Consider the following 18,676-nt stretch of genomic DNA (forward strand, 5'->3'; position numbering starts at 1 on the left):
ACCCCCGCTCACGTCGCCACCGCTTCCGCCCACCACCGGTGGTCCGCCAGCACGAGGTACCAGGCGCGTCCCTCGGCGTCGACGAGCTGCAGCCGGTGCAGTCGTCGTCCGCCGGCGTCCCACCAGCGCACGACGAGCGGCCACGGCCCCGCCCACGCCGTGACCGGGGCGAACCGGCCACCGCGGTCCGCCTCGGCGCGGAACCGCTCCGGCGCTCCGGAGAGCACCCCGCGGTCGTCGACGTCGACGCTGCCGCCGTCCGACGCCACCACGTCCACCGGACGCGGCCGTTCGAGCACCGTCGCCGGCGGCGGCCCCGGCAGCTTGCCCGGCCAGGGACGGTCGGCGACGGACGCGAGGTCGGCGGCGGGAGCATCGCCCCACGGCACGAGCACGACCCGCTCGGACAGGGTGCGGCCACCACCGACGCGCGGCGTCACCACCCCGTCGTGACCGACCATGCCCTGCACGCGGGCGAGGCCGTGGTGCACACGTTCGTCCGGCCCGGACCCCCACAGCCCGCGCTCGTGGTTCGCCATGTCGTCGACCGCGACCGGTTCGAGCACGACCGAGGTCACGGGGGCTTCGAGCCCGGTCGGGTCGACGCCGCCGGCGAGCTGCCAGCGCACCCGGTCGACCACGTCGGCGGCGTCGAACCAGCGCGGGTGCGCCCACGTGCGTTCGAGCAGGATGTCCCGCTCGTCGACGATGCCGACGCGGATGGTCGTCGCGACGAGCCCCGCGGCACGGAGCCGGGCGGCGAAGTCGTCTGCCGTCCGCCGGAACGCGAACGCGATCTGGTCGGCACGGTCGAGCGGCGGCTCGAACGCGGCTTCCACCCGGAGTTCGGGCGGGACCGGCCGCGACGAGACCTCCCGCGGGTCGCGTCCGCCCGCGAGCCGGTGCAGGAACGCGCCGGCGACCCCGAAGCGGTCGCGGACCTGCTCGTCGGTGAACGCGGCGAACTCCCCGAGGGTGGCGATGCCGAGCCGCCCGAGCACCATCGCGAGGTCGGCGTCGCCGAGGACGGCGAGCGGCAGGTCGGCGAGGAACTCCGCCGAGCCGTCGACGGGCACGATCCGGACGCGCTCCCCCGGGCGGACCGGCCGGGCACGTGCCGCCTGGTCCGCCGCGAACGGTGTGTCCGCCACCCCGGCACGCACCGCGGGGGCACCGTGGTCCGCCGCGATGCCCGCGAGGGTCGCCGCCGCTGCCCGCTCGCCGCCGTAGTAGCGCGCCGGGCCACGGGAGCGCAGCGCGACGGTGCCCGGTCGCAGGACCTCGACCCCGGGGACCGCCGCTTCGACCGCGCGGATGACCGGTTCGAACGCACGGTGGTCGAGGCCCTCGTCGTAGGGCTGCACGACGAGCTCCGGGCAGCGCGCCTGAGCTTCGCGCACGCGGAGTCCGCGCACGACGCCTGACTGCCTGGACGAGGCCGAACTCGCGAAGACCTGCCCCTTCGACACCACGGCGAAGGGCTGTTCCGGCGGCACCCCTGCTGCACGGGCCGCCGCGATGACCGGCCAGTCGGGGCACCAGAGCACGATCGTCCTGGTGGGTGGGGGCTCCGGCATCGCGGCGCCCCGGACGAGTGCGTCGGCACGGACCCGCCCGCGCCCGATCACGACGCCACCGCCACGGGGCGGAAGCCACGCGTGTCGCCGGGGAGCGCCACCGGCGCCTGGACCGCTGCGCGCACGACGCCGTCCGCCGCCGGGAGCAGCAGCTCGGCGCTGACCGGACGCACCGCACCGGCTCGACCGGTCGCGGTCACGGTGGCACGTCGCTCCGTCAGGTGCCCGTGTCCCTGCCCGATACCGCTCCACGACGACGACGTCACCCGCAGCGTGACGTCGGCGCCCGGCCAGGAACCGAGCGCGACCAGTGCCGCACCGCGATGCCGCAGCCGCGCGGAGAGCCGTGCGACGTCACCTGGCACCACCCGCCCGAGCGGGCGGGTGAGCACGATCTGCGCGACGTCGGCCATCGCGGAGGTCACCGCGAGCCACTGGTCGCCGGGATCCGGCACGAGCACGAGTCGTTCGAGGTCGATGCCGGCGGCAGCTGCTGCCTCGACGCCGAAGGACGGCACGCCCACGACGGCGCACCACGCCCCCGCCGCCGAGGCCGCCTGCAGCATGGTCATCGCGAGCAGGACGGACTCCGGCACGGCGTAGGTCCCGCCCACACGGATCGCCCCGCCTGGCAGCAGCGGCTCGAGCGCCGGGGCGGTGGGGAGTCCAGCGGTGTCGACACGCGTGGCTTCCATGTCGGCGACCCGCGACCGCAGGGACGTGATCCGGTCGAGCGCCGCCCGCGCATCAGCGATGTGGTCAGCCCCACGCGCAGCACCGCCCCGCGCAGCACCGTCCCGCACAGCACCGTCCAGCCCGGGGCGCGGTGCGCGAGCCCCGGGCGACCGGAGTGCCGCCGCCGTCTGCATCACATCATGTTCGAACACGTGTTCGATGATGTCAATCGGGACCGACATTCTGTGGACAACGATTCGAACACGTCTTCGAACACGACTCGGGCGGCTACCAGTCGGCGACGACCCCCATGCTGCCGAGCACCGACCGGGTCTTCGTCAGGGCCTCGTCCGCCTCGTCACCGGCGACCGAGGACCACGTCACCGCTCCCCCGGCACCGAGCGTCCGCGACCGGACCGCAGTCCGCAACCCGGCAGCACCACCGTCGTCGAGCACCGTCACCAGTGTGCGGATCACCACCGACAGATCCACCGCCCCGCTCGTCGAGAAGTACCCGATCGCCCCGGAGTACACCCCGCGTGGGCCGCCTTCGAGCCGCGATGCGATCGCCATCGCGCTGGTCTTCGGCGCACCGGTCATCGAACCAGGCGGGAAGGCCGCACGGACCACGTCCGCCCGCGACACGCCCTCCGGCAACACGGCACCGATCGTCGAGACCATCTGGTGGACGCTCGCGTACGTCTCGACCGCGCACAGCCGGTCGACGTGCACCGAACCGGGCACCGCCGTGCGGAGCAGGTCGTTCCGCAGCAGGTCGACGATCATCACGTTCTCCGCGCGGTCCTTGACGCTCGCCGCGAGCTCGTCCCGCACCGCGAGATCTGCCGCGGGGTCCGCCTCGGGGTCCGTGAGCCGCCGCCTGGTCCCCTTGATCGGCTCGGCGAGCACCCTGCCGTCCGCGCCGATCCGCAGGAACCGCTCCGGCGACCTGCTGGCCACGCGCAGCGGGCCGAGCCGCAGGTACGCACCGAACGGGACGGGGTCCGCCGCGCGCATCCGCAGGTACTCGACCAGGTGCGGGTCCGTACCGGGACCAGCCAGGGCCTCCCGTCCGCTGCCAGGCACCGAGAAGGCGGTGGTGAGGCAGACCTGGAACGCGTTGCCGTCGCGGATCTCGGCGCGGCACGCGTCGACCGCGGTCTCGTAGGCGGCGCGCGACACGCGGCCGCTCGCCGGACCGGACGGGAGGCTCGGGGGCACGTCCCGAACGTCGGCCGCCGGTCCGCCGTCCGCCACCGTCTCGAGCCATGCCCGGTTCGCCGCCGACGCGTCCGGTTCCGCGTCGTCGACGAGCGCGAGCGCCCATGCCGCGCCGTCGGCGCGGACGACGACGGCGCGGTCGACGAACCGCAGGTCCGCGTCCGCGTGTCCGTCCGCGGTGCGGTCGGGACCGCCGGACTCACGACCGAGCTCGTAGCCGAGGAACCCGACCCACCCGAGCGCGAACCCCAGCCCCGGGAACGGCTCGGCGAGTCGGGGCGTCAGCGCGAGCAGGTCCGCGAGGACGTCGAAGGCCGGACGGTCCTCGGAGCGGGACGCGCCGAACCATGCCAGGAGCGGCATGGACACGTCGAGGTGCGCACGCCGGTCCTCGTGCCGGAACCGGGCGGTGAACGCGCCGTCACACGGCGCGAGGACCGACCAGCGTGCCCGGTCGCGCGCGCTGTCCGGCGCCCCGGCGGGCACCGAGGAGTCCAGCCAGACGACGTCGCCCCGGAGCGTGCCGGCGAACGACACCGGGTCGACGCCGTCGAGCTGCCGGATCTCGATGCGCGGGGAACCGGCTCCCGAGGTCAGATCGCGGCGATCGTCCATGCGGCGGAGTGTGCGGCGCCGGGGTCGAGCACGACGAGCCCGCGCTCGGTGCCCGCGTTGAAGGCGTCGGGCGCACCCGTCATCGGCTCGACGGCGAGACCGGCGCGGTGGTACTCGGGGACGACGTGGTCGGCGGTGTGCACCTGGACCCACGGGCACTCCGGCCCGAACGTCACCCGGACGCCGTGTCCGTCGCGGGCGGTCAGCGCGATCGTCGCGGTGCCGTCGGCGTCGCGGTCGAAGCCGGTGAAGGCGTGGTCGATGAACCGCGGGCCGATCGCGGTCGGGGTCCTGAGGTCGAACTCGTCGTGCACGGGGACGAGTGCCGTCGGGATCAGCCGGTCCGCGGAGACCTCGAGGACCTCGGCCGCCGGCAGCGTCAGCGTCCAGTCGTCCACGGTCCCCTCGCCCGCGCTCAGGTACGGGTGCGGACCGGCCCCCCACGGTGCACGATCGTCCCCGGTGTTCTTCCCCGTGATCGTCGTGTGCAGTCCCCCGGCGTCGAGCCGGTACTCGACGTGGACCACGACGCGGAACGGGTACCCGGCCTGCGGCGCGATCGTCGTCATCAGGACGACGCGGTCCGGCTCGTGGAGCGCGACGGCGAAGTCGGTCCACCCGACGAGGCCGTGCAGCGCGTGCCCGCGTGCGGGTTCGGACAGGGCCAGCTCGTGCTCCTGTCCGTCGAAGGTGTAGCGGCCGTCGACGACCCGGTTCGGCCACGGCGCGAGGACTGCGCCACGGAACACCGGACGGACCTCGTCGGCGGCGAACGGCACGACCAGGTCGCGGCCGCGGTGCTGGAGCGAGCGGAGGGTCGCCCCCACCGTCGCGATCTCGGCGGTGTAGCCGGCGGCCGAGATGGTCAGCTGCGAACCGGACAGCGGGGCGTCGTTGCTCATGCGATCAGCGTAGTGGGAGCGCAGAACACAACGAAGAAGCCCCGCTCTCCTGTGGAGAGCGGGGCTTCGGTGGTGGATCTGAGGGGACTCGAACCCCTGACCCCCTGCATGCCATGCAGGTGCGCTACCAGCTGCGCCACAGACCCATTTCGTTTCTCCGACTTCCCGGAGGCACCAGTGCAGCGTACACCATGCGCGACCCGGGGAGCGAAATCGAGGCGGGACCCCGGGCGCGTCGGAGACGGGACTACGCGGTGTGCTCGGCCGGGATCTCGAGCGGGATGGTCGGGCAGTCCGACCAGAGGCGCTCGAGCGAGTAGTACTGACGGTCTTCTTCGTGGAAGACGTGCACGACGACGTCGCCGAAGTCGATGAGGACCCAGCGGCCCTCGCTCCGGCCTTCCCGACGCAGGGTCTTCGCGCCGGCCTGGAGCATCCGGTCCTCGACCTCGTCCGCAATGGCCATCACGTTGCGCTCGTTGCGCCCGGTGGCCAGGAGGAACACGTCGGTGAGCTGCAGGGGCCCGGTCACGTCGAGCGCGACGAGGTCGTCTGCCTGCTTGGCGTCAGCGGCGCCGGCGGCGATCTGTACGAGTTCCAGTGCGCGAGGAGAGGCGGTCACGGAGTCCTTCCGGTTGTCATCCGACACTTCTGCCGGATGGGACACGATCATAGGTCACACCACCGACGGCGGCGAGGGATGGGTACCCGACGGTGGACGTCAGGACCCGAAGAAGTTCGTCGTCACGAGGGCCACGATGATCACGGCCGCCGCAGCCACGCCGACAGCGCTCACGGTGATGCCGAGGATGAGCGGCGTGCGCGACTCCTTCGGCTTCGCGGCGGCGAGCACCACCTGGCGGGTCGAGGTGTGGCTCGACACCGCACGGCTCGCCCGGACGGGGCTGGCATCGGTCTCGGGCTGCTCGTCGTGCTGGTCGAGCAGGCGGTCGACCTCGGCGCCGTCGATCGGCCGGTGCGACCCGGTCGAGGACAGCGATGCCGGCAGGTCGATCGAGCCGGTGAGGATGACCTCGCCGGTGGCGTTCAGCGCACCGGTCGGGTCCGCGAGGGCGGAGTTCGGCAGGATCAGCGCGTTGGTGCGCGTCTCGGCGACACGGCGGGTGCCGGTCTCCTCGTCGTGCACCTCGGCGTCGTGCGAGTCGTGTGCCTGGGTGGACCAGTGCCCCGTCGGCGCCTCGAACGCGGTGGTGACGGGCTTCGGCTCGACCGGGCGACGGAAGGCGGAGCCGGCGGGCGCCGGCGTGGGCTCGTCTTGCGAGATCGATCCGTCCTGCGCCTCGGGCGACTGGATCGGGACCTCGTTCGTGTCGTCGTCGTCTGCGTCGAGCGAGAGCGGGAAGACGCCGGGGGCCGAGGCAGCTGGCTGCTCGTCCGCCGGAGCGACGATGTCATCGACCGGCTGCGCCTCGGGGAGGTCGTCGGCGTCCGCCTGCGGTGCCCACGTCGAGCGGTGGCGGCGCGGCTCCTCGGCGTGCGCCGCGGCTTCGTCCAGGGGTTCGAGGTCGTCCGGCGAGCCGTCGGCGGAGGTGGCCTGCTCGACGGCGGCCGGGTCGAGCTGGGTCGGACCGGACGACTCCGGGACGGCTCCGGGCTCGTCGTCCGTGGCGGATGTGACCGGCGCGTTCGACCCGGCGAACCCGGACGGAGCGGTCGGCGCTGCCGCTCGCTCGTCGGGCGACAGGGAACCGACGGTCCCGATGACGTCCTGCACGGTGCGGTCGGAGGACTGTGGCGTGGGGTTCTGCAGCGGGACGGGACGGACGCCCTGCCCCTCGGCCGCACGCATCTGGCGGATCTGCCGACGGGTCAGTCCGCCGGTACCCGGCACGATCTCGGTCGCGGACGCCGGTGGCGGCGACGGGACCCCGGCCGACGCCTGCGGCGGGACCGCGGAAGAGGAGGGCGCCTGGACGGGTGCGGCGGCCGCGGGCGCGACGTGCGACCCCGGGCGACGACGCCCGGCGTCGGCCGACGTCGGCGTGTCCGAGAAGGCGGTCCCCGAGGACACGGGCTCCGAAGCCACGGTCGGCGGCGGGGTCACGGGCTGCGCGCCGGCGTTCGCCGCGCGCTCACGCTCGCGCGCCTGGCGCCGCGACAGTGGCGGCTGCGCGTCGGACGGACTCATGCAACGCTCCGATACAGATGGTGCTTGGTGATGTACTGGACGACACCGTCGGGGACCAAGTACCACACGGGGTTTCCGCGTCTCACCCGGTCGCGGCAGTCGGTCGACGATATGGCCAGCGCGGGGACTTCGAGCAAGCTTACGTCGCGTTCGGGTAGTCCGGTGATGCTGAGGTTGTGACCCGGGCGGGTCACCGCGACGAAGTGCGCGAGGTCCCAGAGGCCATCATGGTCTTTCCAGTCGACAATCTGCTGGACGGCGTCTGCGCCGGAGATGAAGACGAGCTGCGCATCGGGCCGCTGGTCGTGCAGGTCGCGGAGCGTGTCGACCGTGTAGGTCGGGCCCGGCCGGTCGATGTCCACGCGGCTCACCGTGAACATCGGGTTGGACGCGGTCGCGATGACCGTCATCAGGTACCGGTGTTCGGCGTCGGTGACGCCCGACTTCATGTAGGGCTGTCCGGTGGGGACGAAGACGACCTCGTCGAGGTCGAACGACTTGGCGACCTCGGACGCGGCCACGAGGTGGCCGTGGTGGATGGGGTCGAACGTGCCACCCATCACACCGATGCGGGGCCGCCCCGAGCTCTCGAGCATCGAGCAGCGCGTCAGATCTTCGTGTGGCCGAACTCGTCCACACCGGTCTCGTGCGTGCGGGTGGCCTCGAACTTGTTCGAGTGACGGTACGCGACGTCACGGAAGGACCACGTGACGAACCCGAGGAGCGTGAAGAACGCTGCGGCCACGACCGGGAAGATGAACGCGGGGACCCCCGAGGCGTGCTCGGCGGCTTCTGCGAGGAGGGTCATGCTGCGGTGCTCCGATCGGTCGAGGAAGACTGCGGACCAGTCTAGCCGCGGATCTGACCCTGTCCGCGCACGACCCACTTCGTGCTGGTCAGTTCCGGCAGCCCCATCGGCCCGCGTGCGTGCAGCTTCTGGGTCGAGATGCCCACCTCGGCGCCGAAGCCGAACTCCCCGCCGTCGGTGAACCGCGTCGACGCGTTCACCATCACCACGGCGGAGTCGACGGCCGCGATGAACCGCTCGGCGGTGTCGACGTCGTTCGTCACGATCGACTCGGTGTGGTGCGTCGACCACTTCGCGATGTGCGCCATCGCGCCGTCGACGTCGGGCACGACCCGGATCGAGAGGTCGAGGTCCATCGACTCGGTCGCCCAGTCGACATCCGTCGCACGGAGCACACCCGGCACGATCGCACGGGTCTCCTCGTCGCCGCGCAGGGTGACCCCCGCCGCGCGCAGCCGTCCCGCGAGGGTCGGCAGGAGGCGTTCCGCCGCACCGCGGTGCACGAGCAGGGTCTCGAGCGCGTTGCACACGCTCGGGCGCTGCACCTTGCTGTTGAGGACGATGTCCACCGACCGTTCGAGCGGGGCGGACTCGTCCAGGTACACGTGCACGACGCCGGCACCCGTCTCGATCACCGGCACCTGCGACTCGGTCACGACCGTCTGGATGAGCGAGGCGCTCCCCCGCGGGATGAGGACGTCGACGAGCCCACGGGCGCGCATCAGCTCCGTGGCGCCCTGCCGCCCGAACTCGTCGATGGTCTGCACGAGGTCGCGTGGCAACCCGACCGACTCGACGGCGTCCTGGATCCGCGCGACGAGCACGGAGTTGGTGCGCTGCGCCGCTGACCCACCCCGCAGGACGACGGCGTTGCCGCTCTTCAGCGCCAGGCTCGCGATGTCCACGGTGACGTTGGGACGTGCTTCGTAGATCGCGCCGACGACGCCGAACGGCACGCGGACCTGGGACAGCTGCAGTCCGTTCGGCAGGACCGAGCCGCGGACCGACTGCCCGACCGGGTCGGTGAGTCCGACGACGTGTTCGACCGCCGCCGCGAGGGCCTCGATGCGGGCCGGGTCGAGTCGCAGCCGGTCGAGCAGCCCGCCGGTCAGGCCGGATTCCTCACCGGCGACCAGGTCGCCGTGGTTCGCCGCGACGATCTCGTCGGTCGCGGCACGGACCGCCACGGCGATCGCGCGGAGCGCCGCGTCCTTCGCCGCAGTGGTGGCGGTCGCCAGAGACGCCGCCGCCGCGCGGGACGCGACGAGCTTGTCCGAGAGGGTCGGTGCGGGAGCGGTCAGCGACATGGCTCGATTGTAGGTCTGCCCGGGTCCGGATGACGGCGGACGCGAGCCGACGGGACCGGTCGACCAGAGCCTCCAGTCCGCGTGTCCGGACCGGCTCAGGAACGCGGCGCCGCGTGGAACCAGGTGCCCACGTGCTCGCCGGCCAGCGCCTGCGCGACCAGCGCGGTGTCGGTGACCAGGACGGACGTCCCGGCCTCCGCTGCGAGCCGGGCGGCAGCGACCTTCGTCCCCGCTCCCCCGGTGCCGACGCCCGCTGCGCCGACGGACCCGAACGTGACCCCGGCGAGCTCGTCGCCGAACGGTACCGCGTCGATCCGCTCGGCACCGGGCTGCTCAGGGGGCCGCGTGTACAGCGCCTCGATGTCGGAGAGCAGCACGAGGGCGTCTGCGCCGAGCAGTCGTGCGACGAGGGCCGCGAGCCGGTCGTTGTCGCCGAAGCGGATCTCGTGGGTGGCCACGGTGTCGTTCTCGTTCACGATGGGCAGCACCCGGAGCGCCAGCAACCGGTCGATGGCCCGCTGCGCGTTCACACGGTGGGTCGGGTTCTGCAGGTCACCGGCGGTGAGGAGGATCTGCGCCGCGACGACACCGTGCCGGTCGAGCTGCTGCTGGTACCGGAACATGAGCACGTTCTGCCCGGTCGCCGCCGCCGCCTGCTGGGTGGCGAGGTCGTCGGGACGCCCCTCGAGCCCGAGGAACGGGAACCCCGTCGCGATCGCACCCGACGACACCAGGACGACCTCGGTGCCCCGTCCGTACGCCGCGGCGAGGGCGTCGACGAGCGCACCGATCTGCCCGGTGTTCGGACCGCTGACCGACGACGACCCGACCTTGACCACGATCCGTCGAGCGCGCGGGATGTCCTCGCGCGACGTGACGGGGCCGAGGGCGGTCTGGTCGGTCGTGTCGGTCATGTGCTGGTCAGTCCTCTTCCGCGGGGTCCTCGTCCGCCCACAGCCCGGACTTGCGCTCCGACTCGAGTTCGGCGCGCGCGGCGGCCTTGGCGTCCATGCGCTCGAAGTACTCCTCGCGCCGCTGGTTGCGGGTCGGACGCATGTTCATGTCGACACGGGCGTCCGTGCCGCGGGCGCTCGTGATGAGTTCGGCGGTCGACGTGAGCGTCGGCTCCCAGTCGAAGACCATGCCGCCCTCGCCGCCGATGACGACGGTCGACCCGGCGACGGCTCCGGCCTTGAAGAGCCCGTCCTCGACACCGAGCTTCGCGAGCCGGTCGGCCAGGTAGCCGATCGCCTCCTCGTTGGTGAAGTCGGTCTGCTGGATCCAGCGCTCCGGCTTCGTGCCGCGCACGCGGTAGAAGCGGTGCTCCTCGCCGCCCTCGGCACGAACGGTGAACCCGCTCTTGGCGTCGACGGCCTTCGGACGGATGACGATGCGCTCCTGGACCGGCTCGGCCGAGGCGGTGGCCCTGGCCTGCTCGACGATGTCGGCGAGGGCGAACGTCAGCTCGCGGAGGCCCTGGTGCGACGCGGTCGAGATCGAGAAGACGCGGTAGCCGCGCGCTTCGAGTTCGGGCGTGACGAAGGCAGCGAGTTCCGCGGCATCGGGCACGTCGACCTTGTTGAGCGCGATGAGCTGGGGGCGCTCGGCGAGCGGGACCTGTCCCTCGGGCACCGGGTAGCGCTCGAGCTCGCCGAGGAGCACGTCGAGGTCGCTGATCGGGTCGCGACCGGGGTCGAGCGTGGCGCAGTCGATGACGTGCAGGAGCACCTCGCAGCGCTCCACATGCCGGAGGAACTCGAGGCCGAGGCCCTTGCCCTCCGATGCGCCCTCGATCAGGCCCGGGACGTCGGCGACGGTGAAGCGGACCTCACCGGACTCGACGACCCCGAGGTTCGGGGTGAGGGTCGTGAACGGGTAGTCCGCGATCTTCGGCTTCGCGGCGGACACCGCGGCGATGAGCGAGGACTTGCCGGCGCTCGGGTACCCGACGAGTGCGACGTCGGCGATGGTCTTGAGCTCGAGCCGGACGTCGCCGGACTCCCCCTCGGTCCCGAGGAGTGCGAACCCCGGCGCCTTGCGCTTCGTCGTCGCGAGCGCGGCGTTGCCGAGGCCACCCTGACCGCCCTGGGCCACGACGACGCGCATCCCGGGCTCGGTCATGTCGGCGAGCAGGTCGCCGTTCTCCTCGAAGACCACGGTGCCGACGGGGACGGGCAGCTCGAGGACCTCGCCGGAGATGCCGCTGCGCATGTCGCCCATGCCCGGCTGGCCGTTGCGGCTGGAGCGGTGCGGTGAGCGGTGGTACCCGAGCAGCGTCGTCACCTGCGGGTCGGCCACGAGGACGATGTCGCCACCGTCTCCACCGTTCCCGCCGTCCGGGCCGGCCAGTGGCTTGAACTTCTCGCGACGAACGGACACGCAGCCGTTGCCGCCGTTCCCCGCGCTGAGGTGCAGGATCACGTCGTCGACGAACGTCGCCATCGGTTGTTCACACTTTCGTAGAAATGGGAAGGAGGGGCAGGCACTCGGCCTGCCCCTCCTCCTGAGACTTGCGTCGCTGTCCGCTCACGCGGCGGCGATGTCGTCAGCAGCGCTTGTGGTGGGTACTACGCGTTGACGATGTTGATGACCTTGCGGCCGCCCTTGGTGCCGAACTCGACCGAGCCGGCGGCCAGGGCGAACAGCGTGTCGTCGCCACCGCGGCCGACGTTGGCGCCCGGGTGGAAGTGCGTGCCACGCTGGCGGACGATGATCTCACCGGCGTTGACGACCTCGCCACCGAAGCGCTTCACGCCGAGGCGCTGTGCGTTCGAGTCGCGACCGTTGCGAGTGGAACTCGCACCCTTCTTGTGTGCCATGAGGAGACTCCCTTACGCGATCTTGGTGATCTTGACGCGGGTCAGCTCAGCGCGGAAACCCTGGCGCTTCTTGTACCCGGTCTTGTTCTTGAACTTCTGGATGACGACCTTCTTGCCGCGGAGGTCCTCGAGCACCTCGGCGGTCACGGTCACCTTGGCCAGGTCGGTCGCGGCGGAGGTGATGTTGTCACCGTCCACGAGGAGCACGGGCGCGAGCTCGATGTTGCCCTTGTCATCGGCCTTGGCGCGATCGATGGTGAGGATCGTGCCGACCTCGACCTTCTCCTGACGGCCGCCGGCGCGCACTACTGCGTAAACCACGTGGAAATCCTTACGTAACTCTGCTTGAGGGAAGTCTCGGGTGCCCAGGCGCGATCTGCCCAGTCTGACTGGGGATCGACGACACAGGCAGAACCGCCCGTTGACACCAGGGATCGAGAATACTCGATGCCCATGGGTCCGGTCAAACGGCGACACACGTAGTCTGTCGGAGTGACCGTGTTGATCGACCCACCGACGTGGCCCGCACACGAAACCGTGTGGTCGCACCTCGTCAGTGACCTATCGTACGCGGAACTCCACGAGTTCGCTGCACGGGCCGGTGTTCCCCGGCGTGCGTTCGACCACGACCACTACGACGTGCCGCTCGCGCGGTACGACGAGCTCGTGGCGCTCGGTGCGACGCCGGTCACCGGCCGCGAGCTGGTGCTGCGGCTCATCGCGAGCGGGCTGCGGGTCGCCCAGCGGGACAAGCGCGTCTTCTAGACCGCGCTGGCGCGCCGGCCTGGAGGCTCGGTGCGCGTCCGCCCGGTCGGTCGCGTCCGTCCCGTGGTCGCGCCGGCAGCCCGTCAGCGTGCGGGCGGTGGGCCCCACGGGTTCGACGGGGGCTGCTGGCCGTACGGCTGCTGCTGCGGGTACGGCTGGCCCTGCTGCTGGCCGTGCTGCTGGGCCGCCTGCTGCGGGGGCTGCGGGGCGAACGACGACGGCTGCGGGGGCTGCACCGTCGCGGGCGGGACCGCGTCGGCGGGGCGCACCGTGCCGGGCATGCCCGCGTGCGGCCCGGGCCGCGCGCCGCGTGGACGCCCGAGCCAGAGCCACGCCACCGTCGCCGTCGCGAGGAGCATCGCCGTGAGCGGCACACCGCGCTGCAACGGCGCCGTGACGACGTCGATGACCAGGCGTCCGGGACCGGCGGCGATCGTCCCGTACGCGCCCGTGAAGACGCCGACGAGCGCGAGCGCCACCGTGCCGGCCGCCCCGCCGAGCACGGCACGGAGGAGCACCACCGGCAACGGGCTCCGACGGGTGATCGGCGTGAGGAACGCGAGCCCGAGGAACGCCCCCGCGTAGAACGGGAACGGACTGAGGAACACCCCCGTCGCGAAGCTCAGGATGACGCTCTGCCCGCCGTACGACTGGAACGGGCTGACGGTGATGCTCGTGCCGAGCAGGCCGATGAGTCCCGAGACCGCCTGGATGGCGATGAGCCCGACCACCGCGATGGCCGCACCGGCGACGGTGGCCGCCGAGGCACCGGGTGCGAAGGCCCTGGTCGGGTCCCCCGCACGCCGCGGCGGACGCGGCGGTGCGGAGGGCCCGGTACCGAGAGCCTGGGCACCGGCGGGCTGCTGGGGTGGCAGCGGCGGCTGGTGCTGCTGCTGCCACCCGGCGCCGTAGTACCCGCGGTCGTGCTGCGGACGCTGCTCGGGGTTCGTCACCGTCAGTTCCCCAGGATCACGGTGCCGTCGTCGGTCGTGCCCTCGTCGGCGCTGGCCGGCGCGCTGATGCTGCCGGACGACACCCGACGCGAGCGAGCGCGTCCCTGACCCGGCTGCTTCGGCTCGGGCAGCGCCTGCAGCACCGAGTCGAGCAGGGAGTCGGCGTCCGGGGCCTTGCGCGGCTCGCGCTTGGTGACCGCGACGGGGATGTCGAGGATCGCGACGGTGGTGTCCGCCGGCGTCACGGGCGTCGAGGACGACACCCGTCGACGGATCGGCGCGCTCTCCTTCGGGGCCTCGACGACGGGCGCCGCGGGAGCGACCGGCGCATCCGCGACGGAATCGGACGAATCGGCCGAAGCGGACGAACCGGCCGATGCGGACGAATCAGTCGAAGCAGCCGAGGCGGCGGCCGGGATCGTCAGCACGCCGTCGGTGGACGCCGGGGCGGTCTGCTCGGAGCTCGCGCGGCCACCACGACGGCGACGACGCTTCGCGCCACCCGAGGACTCGCCCTCGGTCGACTCGGCTGCCGGAGCGACGACGGGCGACACCGGTGACTCGGAAGGAGCCGAGGCGGCCGACACGGGCGAGGCCACGCCGGTGTCGGCGGGCTCGTCGTGCGGGATGGTCGACGCGGCGATCCGTGACAGCGCGTTCTTGACGTCGTCGGTGATCTGGTGCGCCTGCGACGACTTCTGGTCGTGCGACCCGTTGCCGTTCGACCCGTTGCCCGACCCGCCGTTGCTGCCGTTCGACCCGCCGTTGCCCGACGTGCCACCCGAACCGCCACGACCCTTGCGACGGCCCTTGGAGGGACCGGGGTCCGCGTTGTTGTCGTTCACCTGCGCGTTGACCTCCGCGAGGGACTCGCGGAGCCCGACGCCGATCTTCTTGCGGGTCATCTGCACGAGGCCGAGCGAGGTGACCTCCGCGACCTGGTGCTTCGTGCGGTCGCGGCTGAGGCACTCGATGAGTCGGCGCAGCACGAGGTCGCGGTTCGACTCGAGCACCATGTCGATGAAGTCGACGACGATGATGCCGCCGATGTCGCGCAGGCGGAGCTGGCGGACGATCTCCTCGGCTGCCTCGAGGTTGTTCTTCGTGACGGTCTCCTCGAGGTTGCCCCCCGAGCCGACGAACTTGCCCGTGTTGACGTCGACGACCGTCATGGCCTCGGTACGGTCGATGACGAGCGAACCACCCGAGGGCAGCCAGACCTTGCGGTCGAGCGCCTTCTCGATCTGCTCGTTGAGGCGGTACTCCTCGAAGGAGTCCGGGCCGTCGTAGATCTCGACGCGGTCCTTGAGGTCCGGCGCGACCGCGTCGAGGTACTCCTCGATCGTGCCGCGGGCGGCGTCGCCGTCGATGATCAGCTTCGTGAAGTCCTCGTTGAAGACGTCACGCACGATCTTGACGAGCAGGTCCGGCTCCGAGTGCAGCATGACCGGGGCGTGCCCGTTCGCCACCTTCTTCTGGATGGCCTCCCACTGCGCGGTGAGGCGCTGCACGTCGCGGGTGAGCTGCTCCTCGGTGGCGCCCTCGGCAGCGGTGCGGACGATGACGCCCGCGTGCTCCGGCAGCACCTCCTTGAGGATCTTCTTCAGGCGGGCACGCTCGGTGTCCGGGAGTTTCCGCGAGATGCCGTTCATCGAGCCGTTCGGCACGTACACGAGGTACCGGCCGGGCAGCGAGACCTGGCTCGTCAGACGGGCGCCCTTGTGGCCGACGGGGTCCTTCGTGACCTGCACGAGGACCTTGTCGCCCGGCTTCAGGGCGGCCTCGATGCGTCGGCCGTGGTTGCCGGTCTCGACGGAGTTCCAGTCGACCTCGCCTGCGTAGAGCACGGCGTTGCGCCCGCGGCCGATGTCGACGAACGCGGCCTCCATCGAGGGCAGCACGTTCTGGACCTTGCCGAGGTACACGTTGCCGATGAGCGACACGTTGTGCGACTTGGTGACGTAGTGCTCGGCGAGGACGTTGTCCTCGATGACGCCGATCTCGATCTTCTGCGCGGAGGAGCGCACGATCATCTGGCGGTCGACGCTCTCGCGACGGGCGAGGAACTCGTCCTCGGTCACGACCTGACGACGACGTCCGGCGTCACGGCCGTCGCGGCGGCGCTGCTTCTTCGCCTCGAGACGGGTGGAGCCCTTCACCTTCTGCGGTTCGGTGATGTACTCGACCTCGCGGCGGCGGGGCTCCTGGTGGTCGCGCGGCTCACGCGGCTCGCGGTCGGCACTCGAGCCACGACGACGGGTACGGCGGCGGCTGCCACCGCCCTGCTCGTCGCGGTCGTCCTCGTCGTCCCAGCGGTCGTCCCGCTCGGGGCGCGCCGCACGCTGCGGGAGCTCCGGCAGGACCGGGGCGTGGAAGATCAGGCTGAGCGTCGACGTCGCCTTCGGCACGACGGGCTCCGCGGCCGGCTCGGCCACCGGTTCCTCCGGCTGCTCGGCGACGACCGCGGACGCGTCCGTGTCGTCGGCGCCGGACTCCGCGACCGCGGTCGCCTCGGCCTCCGCCGCGACCACCGGCAGGTCGCCGGTGAGCGTGCTGACGTCGTGCGCGTCCGTCGTGCCGGTGACGACCGAGACCTCGACCGACACCTCGCTGGTCGCGTCCGTCGCAACTTCGGTCACCTCCGGACGGGAGGCGGTGCTCGCGTCCGTCACGGGCGTCGCGTCCGCCGCGGCGTCCGTCCCGGAACCGGTGCCGGTCTGCGCGACCGGTTCGGTGCCCGAGACGGCGACCGTCTCGACCGCGTCGGTCGACGGCTGGGCGCCACCACGGGCCTCCAGGCTGCCGGCCGACCGTGCGCGGCGGCCGCCGAACAGGCGGCCCCGTCGCTTCGGTGCGTTCTCGTCGTTGTTCGTGTTGTTCTCGTTCTGCTCCACCATGTGCTGGTGCACTCCTCGACCCCGCCCTCACCCCGAGGGGCGGCGGGAACTCTGTTGTTGTGGCGGGGGGCGGCCACGCCGCCCGCACTCGCTGGGTTCGTGACCGTCCGGCGTCGACATCTTCATGCGGTCCGCGCGCGATCCGTGCGGAGCACCCGGCTCCACTCGGCTCGGCGTCGGAGTGACGCGTCGTCCGGTCACGGCGCGCTCTCACCGCGCCTGATCGTCCGGGCATGCGCCCGGAAAGCTCTCGTCGTCACACGGATCGGCCGCGTGACCTCCCCATCATCGCACGCGAGGCCCGGGAAGGCGCAGACCGCCATGTCATGATGTCGGCGTGAGTACGACTGCACCCACCACCCGTCGTCCGGTCGCGATCGCGATCCTGCTGCTCGTCACGGGGGCGGTGGGTCTGTACGGGGCCTTCGCGCTCACGATCGACGAGTTCAAGAAGTACGCGAACCCGGACACGGTCCTGTCGTGTGACGTGAACCCGTTCATCAGCTGCTCGGACGTGATGGCGAGCTGGCAGGGGCACCTCCTCGGGTTCCCGAATCCCCTGCTCGGGCTGATGGGCTTCGTCGCACCGATCGCGGTGGCTGTGGTGATGCTCGCCGGGTTCCGCGGCTCGCGGTGGTTCTGGGTCGCGTTCAACGCCGGGGTCTTCCTGGCCTGGGTCTTCGTCACCTGGCTCTTCACGCAGACCGTGTGGTTCATCGGCGCGCTCTGCCCGTGGTGCATGCTCGTGTGGTCGATGACCATCCCGATGTTCTGGGTCTTCACGATCTGGAACATGTCCCGCGGCACGTTCGGTCCCGGAGCACGCCGCGTCGGCAAGGCGCTGCTGCCGTTCTGCTGGGCGTTCCCACTGGCGAACTACCTGCTCATCGTCGTCGTGATCATCATCAAGTTCCCGACGGTGCTGTCGATCTTCTGATCCCATAGCACTCGGTGACACGTCACCTGATTCCTGGACTCTTCTCAGCCAGGGCGGCCCTCGGGCGCGTCGGCAGCCGTTACGCTCGTTCTCGATGAGCGACAACGAGAGCAAGAAGGCTCGCAGGAACGCGGCCCGGGAGCGCGCCGCCGCCCAGCGCGCGAAGGAGAAGGCCCGCAAGCGCCGCAACAAGACGCTGACGATCAGCGGCATCATCGTCGGCTCCCTCGCCGTCGTCGCCGTCGTCGTGCTGGTCATCGCGAACTCGATCCAGCCGGCTGGCCCCGGGCCCAAGAACATGGCCAGCGACGGCATCGTGCTGCAGGGGCAGAACGGCAAGATCGTGCCGGTGGAGACCAAGGGCATCCCCGAGGGCGGCAAGCCGACGGCCACCAAGCAGGACGACTCGGTCGCGAACATCACCGTGTACGAGGACTACATGTGCCCGATCTGCAACCAGTTCGAGACCGGCAACATGAGCCAGATCAAGCAGTGGGTGAAGAGCGGTTCCGCCACGCTCGAGGTACACCCGTTCAACCTGCTCGACCGGTCCTCGCTCGGCTCCAAGTACTCCACGCGCTCGGCAGCAGCGGCCGCCTGCGTCGCGAACTACGACCCCGACGCCTTCCTCGACGTGAACACCGCGTTCTACGAGAACCAGCCGTCAGAGGGCACCCGCGGCCTCACGAACGCCAAGCTGGCTTCGATCGCCAAGGACGCCGGAGCCACGAACAAGAACGTCGCCTCGTGCATCACCGACCAGAAGTTCGCCGGGTGGGTCGCGGACGCCACGAACCGCGTCCTGACCGAGCCGCTCGCGAACTCGAGCCTCGACAAGCTCACCGGCACCCCGACGGTGATCGTCAACGGCAAGCAGTACAACGCGACCGGTACGAACGCCTGGACCGACGCCGACGCGTTCGCCGCGTTCGTCGAGCAGAACGGCGGCGCCGTCAAGAACTAGACGGTCTGCGGCTCGGCGCGGATGCGCTCCGCTCCCCCGCACAACGAAAAGCACACCGCACCACGGGTCTCCGTGGTGCGGTGTGCT

Annotated in this window: 18 protein-coding genes and 1 tRNA gene; 3 read left to right on the forward strand and 16 right to left on the reverse strand. The window is 71.6% G+C overall.

Annotated elements, in window-relative coordinates; all coding sequences use genetic code 11:
- Positions 1-8 precede the first annotated feature (8 nt).
- From ACEN9V_RS05080 to rplU, 14 genes are all read right to left on the reverse strand, one after another.
- On the reverse strand, positions 9-1,628 hold the full coding sequence (locus ACEN9V_RS05080; RefSeq protein WP_413602389.1) for a DNA polymerase Y family protein: 1,620 nt from the start codon (positions 1,626-1,628) through the stop codon (positions 9-11).
- Positions 1,625-2,464 (reverse strand): hypothetical protein, encoded by an 840-nt coding sequence (locus ACEN9V_RS05085; RefSeq protein ID WP_413602390.1) that lies wholly within the window; start codon positions 2,462-2,464, stop codon positions 1,625-1,627. Before ACEN9V_RS05085 ends, ACEN9V_RS05080 begins: the two co-directional genes overlap by 4 nt.
- 76 nt (positions 2,465-2,540) lie before the next feature.
- Positions 2,541-4,088 carry an anthranilate synthase component I family protein gene (locus ACEN9V_RS05090; RefSeq protein ID WP_413602391.1) on the reverse strand — a complete coding sequence of 516 codons (1,548 nt, stop codon included), beginning with the start codon at positions 4,086-4,088 and terminating at the stop codon, positions 2,541-2,543.
- A complete protein-coding gene (locus ACEN9V_RS05095) occupies positions 4,067-4,990 on the reverse strand; it encodes an aldose 1-epimerase family protein (protein ID WP_413602392.1) in 924 nt (307 codons plus the stop codon). The genes ACEN9V_RS05090 and ACEN9V_RS05095 overlap by 22 nt, the downstream gene beginning before the upstream one ends.
- A 70-nt stretch (positions 4,991-5,060) precedes the next feature.
- Positions 5,061-5,136, reverse strand: a tRNA-Ala gene (locus tag ACEN9V_RS05100).
- Between the two features lie 101 nt (positions 5,137-5,237).
- A complete protein-coding gene (gene rsfS, locus ACEN9V_RS05105) occupies positions 5,238-5,612 on the reverse strand; it encodes a ribosome silencing factor (RefSeq protein ID WP_281267390.1) in 375 nt (124 codons plus the stop codon).
- Between the two features lie 99 nt (positions 5,613-5,711).
- A complete protein-coding gene (locus ACEN9V_RS05110) occupies positions 5,712-7,139 on the reverse strand; it encodes a hypothetical protein (RefSeq protein ID WP_413602393.1) in 1,428 nt (475 codons plus the stop codon).
- On the reverse strand, positions 7,136-7,735 hold the full coding sequence (gene nadD / locus ACEN9V_RS05115) for a nicotinate-nucleotide adenylyltransferase (protein WP_281267388.1): 600 nt from the start codon (positions 7,733-7,735) through the stop codon (positions 7,136-7,138). The genes ACEN9V_RS05110 and nadD overlap by 4 nt, the downstream gene beginning before the upstream one ends.
- 11 nt (positions 7,736-7,746) lie before the next feature.
- On the reverse strand, positions 7,747-7,947 hold the full coding sequence (locus ACEN9V_RS05120; protein ID WP_281267387.1) for a hypothetical protein: 201 nt from the start codon (positions 7,945-7,947) through the stop codon (positions 7,747-7,749).
- Positions 7,948-7,988: 41 nt separating this feature from the next.
- On the reverse strand, positions 7,989-9,254 hold the full coding sequence (locus ACEN9V_RS05125) for a glutamate-5-semialdehyde dehydrogenase (RefSeq protein ID WP_413602394.1): 1,266 nt from the start codon (positions 9,252-9,254) through the stop codon (positions 7,989-7,991).
- Between the two features lie 95 nt (positions 9,255-9,349).
- The gene (gene proB / locus ACEN9V_RS05130) at positions 9,350-10,168 is read right to left on the reverse strand and encodes a glutamate 5-kinase (RefSeq protein ID WP_413602395.1); all 819 of its coding nucleotides are present in this window, start codon (positions 10,166-10,168) and stop codon (positions 9,350-9,352) included.
- 7 nt (positions 10,169-10,175) lie between these two features.
- Positions 10,176-11,696, reverse strand: coding sequence for a GTPase ObgE (gene obgE / locus ACEN9V_RS05135; RefSeq protein ID WP_413602396.1), 1,521 nt, complete (start codon positions 11,694-11,696; stop codon positions 10,176-10,178).
- Between the two features lie 125 nt (positions 11,697-11,821).
- On the reverse strand, positions 11,822-12,073 hold the full coding sequence (rpmA, locus tag ACEN9V_RS05140; RefSeq protein ID WP_071298800.1) for a 50S ribosomal protein L27: 252 nt from the start codon (positions 12,071-12,073) through the stop codon (positions 11,822-11,824).
- Between the two features lie 12 nt (positions 12,074-12,085).
- The gene (gene rplU, locus ACEN9V_RS05145; RefSeq protein ID WP_281267383.1) at positions 12,086-12,394 is read right to left on the reverse strand and encodes a 50S ribosomal protein L21; all 309 of its coding nucleotides are present in this window, start codon (positions 12,392-12,394) and stop codon (positions 12,086-12,088) included.
- Between the two features lie 171 nt (positions 12,395-12,565).
- Between rplU and ACEN9V_RS05150 the strand changes: the two genes are divergently transcribed.
- Positions 12,566-12,838, forward strand: a complete 273-nt coding sequence (locus ACEN9V_RS05150) for a DUF4031 domain-containing protein (RefSeq protein ID WP_281267382.1) — start codon at positions 12,566-12,568, stop codon at positions 12,836-12,838.
- A gap of 83 nt (positions 12,839-12,921) precedes the next feature.
- On the opposite strand, the gene ACEN9V_RS05155 is transcribed toward ACEN9V_RS05150, so the two are convergent.
- Both ACEN9V_RS05155 and ACEN9V_RS05160 read right to left on the reverse strand, forming a co-directional pair.
- The gene (locus ACEN9V_RS05155; RefSeq protein ID WP_413602397.1) at positions 12,922-13,791 is read right to left on the reverse strand and encodes a hypothetical protein; all 870 of its coding nucleotides are present in this window, start codon (positions 13,789-13,791) and stop codon (positions 12,922-12,924) included.
- A 2-nt stretch (positions 13,792-13,793) separates the two neighbouring features.
- Positions 13,794-16,688, reverse strand: coding sequence for an Rne/Rng family ribonuclease (locus ACEN9V_RS05160; protein ID WP_413602398.1), 2,895 nt, complete (start codon positions 16,686-16,688; stop codon positions 13,794-13,796).
- A 337-nt stretch (positions 16,689-17,025) separates the two neighbouring features.
- Here ACEN9V_RS05160 and ACEN9V_RS05165 point away from each other — a divergent pair, with 337 nt between their 5' ends.
- The gene (locus ACEN9V_RS05165) at positions 17,026-17,625 is read left to right on the forward strand and encodes a vitamin K epoxide reductase family protein (RefSeq protein ID WP_413602399.1); all 600 of its coding nucleotides are present in this window, start codon (positions 17,026-17,028) and stop codon (positions 17,623-17,625) included.
- 94 nt (positions 17,626-17,719) lie between these two features.
- A complete protein-coding gene (locus ACEN9V_RS05170; RefSeq protein WP_413602400.1) occupies positions 17,720-18,589 on the forward strand; it encodes a DsbA family protein in 870 nt (289 codons plus the stop codon).
- The last annotated feature ends 87 nt before the right edge of the window (positions 18,590-18,676 follow it).

Source organism: Curtobacterium sp. Curtsp57 (assembly GCF_047324335.1).
GTDB lineage: Bacteria > Actinomycetota > Actinomycetes > Actinomycetales > Microbacteriaceae > Curtobacterium.